Raw genomic sequence first — 13,120 nt, 5'->3', positions numbered from 1 at the left:
AACCCCACGCATGATCTATAGACGTTGCAAATCCTCTTAAGGTTGCATCCGTGGCCGATGTATTGGATCCGGAGTGTGCGGGGGGTGTTCGGCCAGCAGCCCGAGTATCACGTCGATGGCCTTCTCGAGCTGGGTGTCCGTGCCCGCCGCGTAGTCCTGCGGGGTGATGTCGATCTCTATGTCCGGGTCCGTGCCGTAGTTCTCGACCTGCCAGCCGACGTCGTCGAAGGCGAAGGAGAACTCTGGCTGTGTGGTGACGGTGCCGTCGGCCAGCCGGTGCCGCGGCCAGATGCCGATGACCCCGCCCCAGGTTCGCTTGCCGACGAGCGGGCCGAGGCCGCGCAGCTTGAAGGTGTGGCTGAAGATGTCGCCGTCGGAGCCGGCCCATTCGTTGGTGATGGCGACCAGCGGGCCACGCGTCGACTCCGGCGGGTAGGGCTCGGGATCGCCCCAGCGGGGATAGTCGTAGCCGAGTCGGCGGCGGGCCAGCTTCTCCAGCAGCAGCGCCGAGACGTCGCCGCCGCCGTTGAAGCGGACGTCGACGATGAGCGCCTCACGGTCGTGCTCGGCCAGGAAGCCGCGGTGGAACTCGGCGAACCCCTCGGTGCCCATATCGGGAATGTGCACGTATCCGACGCGGCCGTCCGAGCGCTGATGGCAGCGGGCGCGGTTGAGGTTGACCCAGTCGCGGTAACGGGCGGGCCCCTCGTCGGCGATGGCGCGTACGACGGCGGTGAAGACGCGCTCGTCGCGGCGCAGGGTCAGCTCGACCTCCTCGTCGGCCTGGTTGACCAGGCGTTCGTTGGGGGTGGCGGTCTCGCCGATGGGGGCGCCGTTGATGGCCAGGACCGCGTCGCCCGGCCGTACGTCCAGGCCGATCCGGTTGAGTGGCGAGGTGGCCTCGGGGTTCCAGGCGTCGCCGGTGACGATGGCGCCGATGTGGTAGACGCCGTCGCGATAGTCCCAGTCGACGCCGAGCTTGCCCTGCGCGTAGTCGGGGCCGGGCCGGTACTCGCCGCCGCTCTCGTAGGCGTGACTGGTGGCCAGCTCCCCGTGGAGCTCCCACAGCAGGTCGGAGAACTCGCCTCGGGTGCTGACGCGTTCGACGAGCGGCAGGTAGCGCTCGTAGACGGCGTGCCAGTCGATGCCGGCCATGTCCTCGGTCCAGAAGTTCTCGAGCTGCAGGCGCCACGCTTCGCGGAACATCTGCCGCCATTCCGCCGCCGGGCAGACCGACACCTTGATCCGGGACAGGTCGATCCACCCGGTTTCGCGGCCCGGGCTGTCGCCGTCGTCGTCGGGCGTCTCGGTGGCCTTCAGCACGCGCAGCCGGTCGCCCGCCCGATACAGGAGCGTCTTGTGATCGCGGCCCAGCTCGAAGTCGCTGACGCCGCGGGCGAAGGTCTCGCGCTCACCCTTGGTGAAGTCGTACAGGTCCAGGATGCTCTCACCCTGCAGCGGGCTGCTGAGGATGAGTGCCTTGCCCGGCAGCCCGGCGACGCGCTCGTAGCGGCCTTCCGGCAGGGGGAACGGGGTGACGCGGCGGGCCAGGCCGTCGAGGTCGACGCGCAGCGGCTCGGGCTCGCCCTCCTCCTCCTCCTCTTCCTCCTCGTCGTCCTTCGCTCCCAGAGGGCGGGGGGTCGGGACGAACGGGTCGGGGACGTCCCGCCGCAGCGCGATGGCGTAGGGGCGGGTGCCGAGGGGGAAGCCGAGGTCGAACTGGAGCTGGTCGTAGACGGGGGAGAAGACGCGCTGGCCGATGAAGTAGAGATAGCGGCCGCGCGGGTCGAAGGCGGGACGGGAGTCTTCGAGCAGGGGCTCGGTGGCGGCGACGGTCTGGCCGGTCGCGGGGTGGTGCAGCATGATCGCGGCGGTGTGGGCGTTCAGCGGCGTGGCGTACGCCAGCCAATGGCCGTCGTGCGACCAGGCGGGGTCCGCGGGCGGGCCGTGCGGGTTGGCCTCGACGAGCACGGCCCGCCCGGTGGCCAGATCGACGAGGTGCAGCTCGTCGCGGTGGTTGGTCACGGCGACGCGGTCGTGGGCGGGATCGGGCACCAACGCGGTGATCCGCCCGAGCCGGGCGATCTCCGGGGCGGCCGGGTCGCCGAGGATGACCAGCTGCTCCTCGTCACCGTCGTCGCTGGCGGCGGCGATGAGGCGGTGGCCGTCGTTGAGGAAGGTCAGGAAGCGGTAGCGGACGCCGTCGGGCTCGCCGTGCTGGCGGACCGGCCCTTCCCAACCGGCCATGGTGTACGCCTTGCCGCGCGCGGTGACGGCCAGGGCGCTGCCGTCGGGAGTGAGCGTGGCGCTCTCGAGGTAGTCGTCGGCCTCGACGAACCTGCGGTTGCGCTGGGTCCTGGAGCTGGCCAGCCGTACGTCGATCCGCTGGGGCGCGTCCTCGGGATCGAGCAGGTAGAGGTCGGCGCCCGCGTGGTAGACGAGGCGGTGGCCGTCACCGGACAGATTGCGGGCGTAGTAGTCGTCGTGGTGGGTGTGCTTGCGCAGGTCGTCGCCGTCCGGCGTGCAGGAGTACACGTTGCCGACGCCCTCGTGGTCGGACAGGAAGCAGACGCGGTCACCGCTCCAGCAGGGGGAGGCCAGGTTGCCGGGCAGCCGGATGAGCCGGCGGAAGCGGCCTTCGCCGTCGGGGTCGATCCACAGGTCGCCGACGGTGCCGCCGCGGTACCTCTTCCAGCGCGCGGGATCGGCGGTGTTGCGGCCCAGGACGATCATGCCGCGGGGGCCGTGGGCGATGGAGTCCGCCGGCCCGTACGGCAGGCGGTGCGGCACGCCGCCCGGCGCGACCCGGTGCAGCCACTTGCGGCCCTCGAACGGCTGGCACTCGTCGCTGGCGTACAGGATGCGGCCCTCGGGGTCCCAGCCGGTCACCGTGCAGCGGGCTCCGTGATAGGTGACCCGCCGGGCCGCGCCCCCGTCGGCGGGCATGACGTACACCTCTTCCGGGCCCTCCTCGCGCCCGACGAAGGCGAGCTGGTCGCCGCGCGGCGAGATGCGCGGATAGCCGGCTTCGGCGAGCCCGGCGGTCAGACGGAAGGCGCGTCCCCCGAGGGCGGAGACCATCCACAGGTCGTCCTCGGCCGCGAAGACGACGACGTCCTGGAAGATGGCGGGGAAGCGCAGATAGGCGGACATGTGTGCTCCGTGATCAGGCAGCCGGGACTCCGGCCGCGGCTGCCTGATCCTTTCACCGCGTCAAGCCACGTCCGGCTTCCTGGGCTCCTTCTTGGCGTCCTTGGCGTCCTTGTCCTGGCGGGCGGGCTTGATCGTCTGTTTCTTGGTCTTGCCGGCCTTGGCGGCCGGCTTCTTGTTCGTCTGAGCCATGGTTCCCCCTGAACGGATGATGTGGGATAAGTACATCAACCGCCTTAGTACCCATTTCCGGCAGAAAACCGACATATGAACTAACTGTCAGCGGATGAACAGTCACATATCGTTACCGTCGGGCGGGGCGGTCGCCGAAGGGCCGCGACCACCACACACCCTCGCCATGCGACAGGCCGGGCAACGCCAGCTCGAACTCGCGCACCGCCACGGCCGGGATGTCGCCGCTGACCAACCACACCGCCTCCCGGCGTACGGCATCGGCCACCACGGCGCCCAGAGCCGCCAGCCGTACGGTCGCCGCGCTCAGCGACTCCGGCGGCACCTCCAGCTCGAAGCGGTGGCACGGCTCGTACACCCGGGTGCCCGCCTGGCGCAGCGCCCGCCGCAGCACGTTCGTCGTCCGCCCCCGGAAGTCGGCCGCCGTGGTGATCGGGCTGTCATAACCGGTTCTGGTCAGCGTGACCAGGAGGTCGGTGACCGGCCAGCCGTGCGGGCCCTCGGACAGCGTGTCGCGTACGGTGTCCTCGATGGCCCGGTGGAAGGCCAGCGGCAGCGACCCCAGATCCACGCCCAGCCGGTATCCGACACCGGACCCGATGGCGGCCGGCTCCACCCGCAGGCCGACGGTGGCGACGAAGTCGTTGCGGCCGTGGCGCATGATCTCCTCGACGACCTCCGCCCGGCGCGCGGGCCGTTCGAGATAGACGGGCCGGGTCGGCTCGAACACCGCCTCCACCCCGAACTCCGCGGCCAGCGTCTCGGCGATGACCTCCTTCTGCACCTCCCCGTAGAGGAGGACCGACGTCTGGCCGCCGGGCAGGGCGCGGGTGCCGATCAGCGGGTCCTGCTCGGCCAGGGCGGCGAGCGCGGCATGCAACCGACCCTCCTGCCCGGCAACCCGCGGCCTGACCACCGTCTCCAGACTGGGCGCCGGGAAGTGCCCACCCTTGGACGCGTCGTCTGGCGAGGTGCCGGGGCGGCCACCTGGTGAGGTGCTGAGGCGGCTGTTTGGCGGGGTGCCGAGGTGGTCGCCGACCCGGACCTCGGGCACGCCCCATACCTTCGCGATGTCCCCGGCCACCGCCTGCGACTCCGCCGACCCGGCCACGCGCACCGCGGTCGGCCGCCCACCGTACTCCTCCACCGTCCCGTCGCGGCGCAGGCGATGGAAGGCCACCCGCTGCCGCGCCCGCAGCACGCCGGACCGCATCCGCAGATAGGCGACCTTCTCCCCGGCGGCGCCCCGCTCGATCGCGAACACCGTCCCCCCGAGCACCTCACCCGAGGCGGCCGTGCCCGAGGCGGCCGTGCTCAAGTCGGGCGTGCTTGCCACAGCTGTGCCCGACTCGGCCGTGCTTGCCACGGCTGTGGCCGCCCCGGGCGTGCCCGGCAGGGCCGTGGCGGGCAGCAGCCGGAACCCGTCGAGCAGATCACCGACACCCCGCCCGGTCATCGCCGACCCGAACAGCACCGGATGCAGCACCCCGTCGGCGCACTGCCGGGCCATCGCCGCCCATACCTGCCGACCGCTCGGCGCCCGCCCCTCGACGAGCGACTCCAGGATGCCGTCGTCATGCTCGGCCAGCATCTCGGCCACCTCACTGCCAAGGAGAGAATCGGCCACCTCACCGCCAAGGGCGGAATCGCCGGAACCGTCCGCCTCGTCCAGGCCGACGATGCAGCGCGTGCGGGCGTCCGGGCCGCCGATCTGTTCCACGGTGTTCAAGGCGACGGTGTACGGCGAGAGCCACCGCCGGATGTCGTCCAGCAACTCCCGCTCCCGGGCCCCGGCCCGGTCGATCTTGTTGACGAAGATCAGCGTAGGCACCCGCAGCCTGCGCAGCGTCTTCATCAGCAGCCGCGAGTGCGGCTGAACCCCTTCGACGGCCGACAGCACCAGCACGGCGCCATCGAGCACGCCGAGCGCGCGTTCGACCTCGGCCACGAAGTCGGCGTGGCCGGGTGTGTCGATGAGGTTGACCCGTAGGTCGCCCACGGTGAAGGAGGCGACGGCGGTGCGGATGGTGATGCCGCGGCGCCGCTCGATGGCCCCGCTGTCGGTCTGTGTGCTGCCGTCGTCGACGTTGCCCAGCCGGTCGATCGCGCCGGTCCGGAACAGCAGCCGCTCGGTCAGGCTGGTCTTACCCGCGTCTACGTGCGCGAGGATGCCGATGTTGAGGATGTACATGCCTGGTCGAAGCCTCGAGAACTCTCGTGCCAATGGGGCGCTGGGAGACTCGAAGGCACCGCATTACATGCTCCTGCTGGTCGACGTCAGAAACGGCCTCATGATGTCACCCGCGTCGGCCGCACTGCCAGCGATTTATTCGCGGCTCACTCGCCCGTCGGCCCGGACAGGCCGAGCAGCCGCGCAGTCACAGGCCGGAGAGGCTGAGTTGGTCGCGCCTCGCCGGTCGGAGGGGCTGGCCTGCCGCACCGTCACAGGCCATGCAGGTCGACCTGCCGCACCGTCACAGGCCGGGGAGGCTGAGTTGCCGCGCCGTCGGGGCGGGCCGGGCCTGTGGAGCGGGCTCGGGGTGGGCCGGTGGCGCGAGCTCGGCGCGTGGCGGGAGGCGGCGGGCTGAAGCCGCGGTCGCCCGGCCGACACCGTGGCGTCGGGCCAGCTCCTTGACCTGGTCGGTGATGCGCTGCTGATAGGCCTGCGGAGCGTACGCGCCCCTTCCGTACAGCTCCAGATAGCGCGGCACGAGCCGAGGATGCTCGCGCGACAGCCACCCCAGCCACCACTCGCGCGCCCCGGGCCGCAGGTGCAGGACGATGGGCGCGAGGTGGGTGGCGCCCGCCTGGGCGATCTCCTTGACCGTGCGTTCGAGCTGGTCGGGGGAGTCGGTGAGGTACGGCAGGATCGGCGCCATCAGCACGCCGCAGGAGATGCCGTGGTCGTTGAGCGTGGCGCAGACCTCCAGCCTTCGCAGCGGGGCGGGGGTGCCGGGCTCGACGGAGCGCCACAGATCGGGGTCGACGAAGCCGACCGACACGCTGGCGCTCACCTGGGTGACATCGGCGGCCTCGGTCAGCAGGTCGAGATCGCGCAGGATGAGCGTGCCCTTGGTGAGGATCGAGAACGGGTTGGCGGCGTCGCGCAGGGCGGCCAGGATGCCGCGCATCAATTGGTAACGGCCCTCGGCCCTCTGGTAACAGTCGACGTTCGTGCCCATGGCGATGGGGCCGCCGTGCCAGCGCGGCGATGCCAGCTCCTTGCGGGCCAGCTCGGCGGCGTTGACCTTGACCACGATCTTCGAGTCGAAATCGGCGCCGGCGTCGAGGTCGAGATATTGGTGGGTCTTGCGCGCGAAGCAGTAGACGCAGCGGTGGCCGCAGCCCCGATAGGGATTGATGGTGTGCTCGAACGGGACCCGGCTGGCCGCCGGCACCCGGTTGATGATCGAGCGGGCCTGGATCTCGTAGAAGGTCATCCCCTTGAACTCGGGAGTGTCGAACGTGCGGGTGACCGCGCCGCGGGCGAACAGCGGCACGGCCGGATCGTCCTGGCCGGAGTCGGCCAGGCGCAGGTTGTCCCAGCGCATCCCATGATTAGAACAAAGGTTCGACGATGATCGCAAATGAAAAGAGGTGGCAATTACCTGCTTGGGCGGGGGCTAATGATCTTCATGGTTGGGCAGAAACCCGGCACAGAGCTTGCGTTCCGGAGGTGCACCCATGGCCTGGTCGCAGGACGAGGAGCGGATGCTGGCGCAGATCGAGCAGCACCTCGTCGACGACGATCCGCGACTCGTGGCGAGGTTGGAGTCGTTCAACGAGCGGGCTCGTCGCAGCGAGGAGAAGGTCGACGGGGAGTCCGGCCGCCGGCGCAGGCCGCGCCGCTCGACGGTCATCATCCTGATCAGCTGGTTGTTGATCGCCACTCTGGTCGCCACGCTGCTGATCATGGTCCTGCAGCACGAGGCCGCGACGGCCCTGGCGCTGGCCGCCTCGCTCTAACGCATCTCCCGAAATATCCGGCGCTTCGCGACGCCCGCACGCCCGCACGCCAGACGCCGGGTCCGCAGGCCGCGATCTCGCCCGCCTAGAGACACAAGCCCTATTGCTCCCGGAATACTCGCATGCGTATAGTCGCCCACGAATATTCGTCTACGAGGATGGTGTGGGTGGCGCAACGACGCCGGGTGGCCAATCTGCTGGCCCTGGCCGTGCTCACGGTGGTCGCGGAACGGCCGATGCATCCGTACGAGATGGCATCCGTCCTGCGGGCCCGTGGCAAGGACCGCGAGACACCCATCAAGTGGGGCTCCTTCTACACAGTGGTACGCAATCTGGAGAAGCACGGTTTGATCGCGGCCACGCAGAGCGCCCGGCAAGGGGGCCGGCCCGAGCGGACCGTCTACCGCATCACCGCCGACGGCCGCGAGGAGGCCGAGGACTGGACGCGCGAGCTCCTGGGGACTCCCGAGCGGGAGCCGACGGGGTTCGAGGCCGGGCTGTCGGTGATGGGCGGGCTCGACCCCGACGAGGTCACCGCGCTGCTCCGGCGGCGGCTCGCCCTGCTCCGCGATCGGATCGCCGTCCAGCGCGAGACCCTCGAGGTCGAGCGCGGCGAGATCCCGCGGCTGTTCCTCATCGAGTCCGAATACGCCCTGGCCATGAGCATGGCGGAGGAGGCGTGGACCGGGGCGCTGCTGGCGGAGTTGGCGATCGGCACGTTCCCCGGCCTCGACCAGTGGCAGGTCTACTACCAGAACACCCGCCCCGCACCGGTCCCGACGGGCCCCGCGACAAGGGGCCACACGGACGAGACCGGGCCGATGGAACGAGCCCGCCTGGACAGAGGCGGCCTGGCGGGCTGACCGGGTCGCGGAGGGCGCAGGTATGAGGGCACAAGTGACCCGATCGGGTCACGGATGGCGGTGGCATGTGACCGCCCGGGCACAGGTGGCCCGATCGGGTCACGGATGGCGGAGAAACGTGGCCGCCGGGGCATAGGCGGCCTGGGGGCCTGGTCGGGTCACAGGTGGCGCAGGAAGGTGGCCGCCACCGGGGCCGCGATCTTGCCCCCGGTGCCGCCGCCCTCCACCACCACGGCGAAGGCCACGTCATCCTTGAACCCCATGAACCAGGCATGAGTCTTGAGCTTGTCGCCGGTGCCGTACTCGGCCGTGCCCGTCTTGCCGCGCGTACCCGAGGGCAGCCCGGACGCCTTGGCGGTGCCCTTGGAGACGACGGCGGCCATCATGGCGTGCAGGTTGGTTTTGACGCCCTCGGGCAGCGGCTGCTCGGCCGCCTTCTGCTTCAGGTCGGGCACCAGTGTGGGCGGCCGCCAGGTGCCGTCGGCGATGGCCGCCGCGACCGAGGCCATCGACAGCGGACTGGCCGTGATCCTGGCCTGCCCGAACGATTCGGCGGCCAGCTCGGCGTCCGACTCCGCCTTGGGGAAGCTCGCCTTGGTGGCCGACACCCCGATGTTCAGCGGCTGGTTGAATCCGACGTCCTCGGCCGCCTTGAGCAGTTTGTCGGCGCCCAGGCGCGTCTCGGCGAGCGGCGCGAACGTGGTGTTGCACGAGTGCGCGAAGGAGTCCAGGAACGACAGCGACCCGAACTCCTCCTTCTCCGAGTTGCGGATCTTCAACCCGCCCACCGTCGCGTACATCGGGCAGCTCACCTTGTCCTCCGGCGACATCCCGGCCGCCAGCAGCCCGATCGCGGTGACGGCCTTGAACGTCGAGCCCGGCGGGTAGCGGCCGTCGAGCGCCCGGTTGAAGCCGCCCTGGTTGTTGACCACGGCCAGGATCTCGCCGGTGCTCGGCTTGATCGCGACCATCGAGGTGGGCTTCTTGACGTCCTTGACGGCGGCGACCGCGGCGGCCTGCGCGCGCGGGTCGAGCGTCGTCTTCACGTCCTCGCCGTCGCTGCCCTCGATCGTCTGCAGCGTCTTGTCGCCGACCTTGATCTCGGTCGCCGGGGTGCCGGCCAGCTGCTTCTGGAACGTCGCCTGCAGGCCGTCCCGGCCGATGGCCTGGCCGACCTGGTAGGAGGAGCCGAGCTTGGCCACGTCCTTCTTGGTCGCCTTCTCGAGGTAGCCGACGAGCTGTTGCACCGACCCGCCGGCCGAGCCGTCGTCGATGCGGCCGTCGTCGGCGTCGGTGATCTTCGCCCGGTCGGGCCAGCGCGTCTTGAGCGCGAACGTGGCGCCGGCGGTCAGCGACGGATGCAGGGTCTTGGGCGTCCAGTCGACCTTCCAGGCGCGGTCGGCCACCTTCAGGTCGATCTGTCCCTCGTAGGTCCAGTCGCCGATGTTCTTCAGCTTCAAGGTCGTGGTGTACGGCACGCGGGCCCGGTCGTCGCCGGACTTGGTGACGGTGCCGAGCTTGACCGAGGTCGACTCGACCGCGAGGCCGGTACGCATCTGGTCGTACGCCGTCAGTTGCTGCGGCGCGGCCAGCGTGGCGCTCATGGCCGCCTTGTCACCCGACTGCCAGGCGGCGGCGAAGAGCCGCGCCGTCTCGGCGGGTGTGCCTCTGGTATGAAGCACGTAGTACGCGCCACCGGCAGCGGCCCCCGCCGCCAGCACGGTGACGCAGGACACGATCGCGATGGTGCGGCCACGCGCCACTGGTCAGCCCCCAGGTCATCGACAGGTTGCAGAGCTTAGCGACAAATTAGGACATATTGCTGGCAGCTTTGAAGCTCGACGCATAGGTCGGCACGTATTCCTGGCCGGACAGCTCCCGGATCGCGGCCATGATCTCGTCGGTCACCCGGCGCCGGTCGCGGGCCTTGCTGTGGTCGCCCTCGAACCGCATCGGCGCGCCGATCGTGATGCCGATCCTGGCCGGGCGCGGCATCTTGGCGCCGACCGGCAGCACGCGTTCGGTGCCGCTGAGGGCCACCGGCAGCACCGGCGCGCCCGTCTTGAGCGCCAGCCAGGCCACGCCGATCTTGCCGCGGTAGAGGCGGCCGTCGGGGGAGCGGGTGCCCTCCGGGTGGATGCCGAACAGCTCGCCGCGATCCAGCAGGTCGGCGGCGGCGTCGAGCATCTCCTGCGCGGCGTGCGCGCTGTCGCGGTCGGTGGGCAGGCTGCCACCCAGGCGCATGAACCAGCCGGAGACCGGGTTGCCGGAGAAGTATTCCTTCTTGGCGGCGAACGTCACGTGCCGCGGCAGCAGCGCGGGCAGCAGGTAGGAGTCGAGCACCGACAAGTGGTTGGCGGCCAGAATCGCCGGTCCCGTCCTCGGCACGTGCGCCGCGCCGGAGATGTGCGGGCGGCACATCGCATGGGCGATCGGCGTAGCGGCGAACTTGACCACTTCATATAGCAACGGGCTCTCCTGGATGATCGGCGGTCCGGCCACCCACCCTAGAGCAGGCGCCCCGGCCGAAGCCGGGGCGCCTGAAAAGCTTAAGGCCGATGTGGCGGTCGCCTCCTCGGCGAGATGCACAACACGGCTCCAGCCGAACGGTATTCCGTGAAGGCGGTAATTTGCGGCCCGGGGGACACAGACCACATCGGCCATTCGATGCTAACGGACATCCGGCGGCACGTATTCCACCGGCCCAAAAGAATCGGTCAGGTTCTGGTCCAGTGTGGTTGGGCGACGTCGAAGACCCGCAGCTCACGGCCACGAAGGGCAACCTCCGCGAACTGCCACAAAATCGCACCCGTCGGCGCGTGGACCACGATCGAGGGCCCCAGCGGCATCTGCAGCAGCCCGCCGCGCCAGCGCGGCACCCCCGGCGCCAGGAACCGCTCCAGCGGCACCGCGTGCACCGAGGCCACCTCGTGCGCGTCGGCGACCGGCCGCTGCTCCCCGCCGAAGGCCACCACCGGCGTGATGACGAACCCCGAGTCGGTGACGAAGTCGTCGAGCAGCCCCGCCACCTCGACGCCGGTGACGGCCGTCTCCTCGGCCAGCTCCCGCAGCGCCGCCTCGACCGGCTGCTCGCCGTCGTCGAGCCGCCCGCCCGGCAGCGCCCACTGCCCGGGATTGCGCCCGCGCGGCGCCCGCCTGATGAGGATCGTGTACGGCAGGCCGGCCGGGTCCCTGAGCACGCACACCGTCACGGCGGCCCGGCGCACCCCCTCGGCCGGAGGCACCTCCCGGCGGTCGAAGGCGGTCAGGCGGGCGGTGACCAGCTCACGCAACTCATCGATCGGAGGAAGCACCAGCCCAGGATCTCACGCCCGCTATATCCACCTATGTCAGTCGAGAGAGCGCTCGCCGGGCGTACAGAAGGTGTCAGTCGAGTCCGCGCTTGCCGGGCGTCCAGAAGGGCTTCGTCCGTACGTCCCCGCGCTGCCAGCCCCGCTCGCGTACGAGATGCGCCCGGACGGCCTGGATCGTCCTGGCCTCCCCGGCGAGGTAGGCCACCCCGGGCTCGTCCGGCAGGTCGAGCTTCCTGACGGCCTCCACCAGCAGCTCGGAGCTCGCCGCGGACGCTCCGTCGCGGCAGACCCGGGTGAGCTCGCGCGGCAGGTCCAGGTGGTCGCCGGGCCCGTCGGCCTCCACGGCCCCGAACACCGTCTCGCCCAGCGGCAGCGCGCGCAGCATCGCGCCGAACGCGACCGACGCCGTCTCCTCCCCGGCGAACAGGTGGTAGGGCGCGGCGCGTACCACGAGACTGCCTTCCGGCTTGGTGAAGGCGATCTCCTGGCCGGGGCGGGCGTTCCTGATCCAGGTCGTGCCCGGTCCGTCGCCGCCGTGGTCGAAGCCGATCAGCTCGATGGTCTGCCAGCTGGGGTCGTGGTGCCAGATCGAGTACGTACGCAGGGCGTCGGTGACCTCGCCCCGTAACCACGTACGGGCGGCGAAGATGTCGTTGACCACCAGCCGTACGTGCTGCCCCGGGGTCCACTTCAGCTCGCCCAGGGCCTCGCCGCCGATCTTGATCTTGCGCATGCGCGGCGTCACCTGCTCGGTCTCCAACACCTCCCCGACGACGAACAGCCGGTCGCGCAGAGCGCGGGTGATGGTCGTCTTCATTCCAACTCCTTGCTGAGTGCGGACGCGGACTGCGCGCGTACGGGCTAGGTGCGTACGGGCTAGGTGCGTACGGGCTGCGCGCGTACGGGCTAAGTGCGGACGTGGGTTAGGCGCGTACGGGCTGTGTGCGGGCGGGCTGAGCGAGAACGTGTGGACCGGCTTGTGTGCGGACCTGTGGCCGGGCTGGGCGCGGACCTGTGGAGCTGAGCGCGGATGGTCAGCGGCGGCGGGGGTCCAGCTGCTCGATCCGGCGGCGGGCCTCGATGAAGATCGTCTGGATCTCGTCGACCACCCGGGGATCGCCGTGCGCGTGGGCGAGTGTCTTGACCGCGGCCTTCACCAGGCGCAGGGCCGGGCCGATGATCTCGGCCGCCTCGGGCTCGCGGAACATCCCCCACTCGCCCCGGCTGGCCGCCCGCGCCCAGAGCCGGTCGATCTCCTCGGCCTGCTCGCCGACGACGCTCTGGCCCGCCTCGGTGATGTGGTGCACCTTGCGGCCCTCGGCCGCCTCGACCCGGACGAGGCCCTCGTCCTCCAGCAGCTGCAGCGTCGGGTAGATGGAGCCCGCGCTGGGCTCGTACGTTCCGTTGAACCGGTCGGCGAGGCGGTTCATCACCTGATAGCCGTGGCCGGGCTGCTCGGCGAGCAGGGCCAGGATCGCCAGGCGCAGCTCACCGGGCCCGAAGAAGCGCCCGGTCGGCCCGAGACCGCCTGCGCCGGGCGCGCGGCGTGCGTTCATCATGGCTCGGATGCTATATCGAACGATATAGCGAAGTAAACATCAGCTCCGCGTGAAGGCCAGCCCTCGTGCGTCGTGG

11 protein-coding genes are annotated in these 13,120 nt (G+C 70.5%); 2 read left to right on the top strand and 9 right to left on the bottom strand.

The window, feature by feature from the left end; all coding sequences use genetic code 11:
• Nucleotides 1-36: 36 nt before the first annotated feature.
• From AB0B61_RS38740 to AB0B61_RS38725, 4 genes are all read right to left on the bottom strand, one after another.
• Nucleotides 37-3,153 (bottom strand): S41 family peptidase, encoded by a 3,117-nt coding sequence (locus AB0B61_RS38740; RefSeq protein WP_358443083.1) that lies wholly within the window; start codon nucleotides 3,151-3,153, stop codon nucleotides 37-39.
• Nucleotides 3,154-3,213: 60 nt separating this feature from the next.
• Entirely contained in the window at nucleotides 3,214-3,342 is a 129-nt protein-coding gene (locus AB0B61_RS38735) for a hypothetical protein (RefSeq protein WP_358443081.1), read from the bottom strand.
• A gap of 112 nt (nucleotides 3,343-3,454) precedes the next feature.
• Nucleotides 3,455-5,533: a translation factor GTPase family protein gene (locus AB0B61_RS38730; RefSeq protein ID WP_358443079.1), complete on the bottom strand. Its 2,079-nt coding sequence runs from the start codon at nucleotides 5,531-5,533 to the stop codon at nucleotides 3,455-3,457.
• Between the two features lie 283 nt (nucleotides 5,534-5,816).
• On the bottom strand, nucleotides 5,817-6,893 hold the full coding sequence (locus AB0B61_RS38725) for an Rv2578c family radical SAM protein (protein WP_358443076.1): 1,077 nt from the start codon (nucleotides 6,891-6,893) through the stop codon (nucleotides 5,817-5,819).
• Between the two features lie 133 nt (nucleotides 6,894-7,026).
• Between AB0B61_RS38725 and AB0B61_RS38720 the strand changes: the two genes are divergently transcribed.
• Nucleotides 7,027-7,308: a DUF3040 domain-containing protein gene (locus tag AB0B61_RS38720; RefSeq protein WP_358443073.1), complete on the top strand. Its 282-nt coding sequence runs from the start codon at nucleotides 7,027-7,029 to the stop codon at nucleotides 7,306-7,308.
• A 167-nt stretch (nucleotides 7,309-7,475) separates the two neighbouring features.
• Nucleotides 7,476-8,171, top strand: coding sequence for a PadR family transcriptional regulator (locus AB0B61_RS38715; protein WP_358443070.1), 696 nt, complete (start codon nucleotides 7,476-7,478; stop codon nucleotides 8,169-8,171).
• A 158-nt stretch (nucleotides 8,172-8,329) separates the two neighbouring features.
• On the opposite strand, the gene AB0B61_RS38710 is transcribed toward AB0B61_RS38715, so the two are convergent.
• The 5 genes from AB0B61_RS38710 to AB0B61_RS38690 form a co-directional block, all read right to left on the bottom strand.
• Nucleotides 8,330-9,907: a penicillin-binding transpeptidase domain-containing protein gene (locus AB0B61_RS38710; RefSeq protein WP_358443067.1), complete on the bottom strand. Its 1,578-nt coding sequence runs from the start codon at nucleotides 9,905-9,907 to the stop codon at nucleotides 8,330-8,332.
• A gap of 73 nt (nucleotides 9,908-9,980) precedes the next feature.
• Nucleotides 9,981-10,640: a lysophospholipid acyltransferase family protein gene (locus AB0B61_RS38705; RefSeq protein WP_358443064.1), complete on the bottom strand. Its 660-nt coding sequence runs from the start codon at nucleotides 10,638-10,640 to the stop codon at nucleotides 9,981-9,983.
• A 248-nt stretch (nucleotides 10,641-10,888) separates the two neighbouring features.
• Complete coding sequence (locus tag AB0B61_RS38700; protein ID WP_358443061.1) at nucleotides 10,889-11,485, bottom strand: CoA pyrophosphatase; 597 nt, start codon at nucleotides 11,483-11,485, stop codon at nucleotides 10,889-10,891.
• A 73-nt stretch (nucleotides 11,486-11,558) separates the two neighbouring features.
• Nucleotides 11,559-12,302: a siderophore-interacting protein gene (locus AB0B61_RS38695; protein ID WP_358443058.1), complete on the bottom strand. Its 744-nt coding sequence runs from the start codon at nucleotides 12,300-12,302 to the stop codon at nucleotides 11,559-11,561.
• Nucleotides 12,303-12,519: 217 nt separating this feature from the next.
• Nucleotides 12,520-13,044 carry a PadR family transcriptional regulator gene (locus AB0B61_RS38690; protein WP_358443055.1) on the bottom strand — a complete coding sequence of 175 codons (525 nt, stop codon included), beginning with the start codon at nucleotides 13,042-13,044 and terminating at the stop codon, nucleotides 12,520-12,522.
• Between the last annotated feature and the right edge of the window lie 76 nt (nucleotides 13,045-13,120).

The organism is Nonomuraea sp. NPDC049158, assembly GCF_040648335.1.
Classification (GTDB): domain Bacteria; phylum Actinomycetota; class Actinomycetes; order Streptosporangiales; family Streptosporangiaceae; genus Nonomuraea.
The sequence above is the reverse complement of the archived record's forward strand: the minus strand, read 5'-3'. Positions and strand labels throughout refer to the sequence as shown.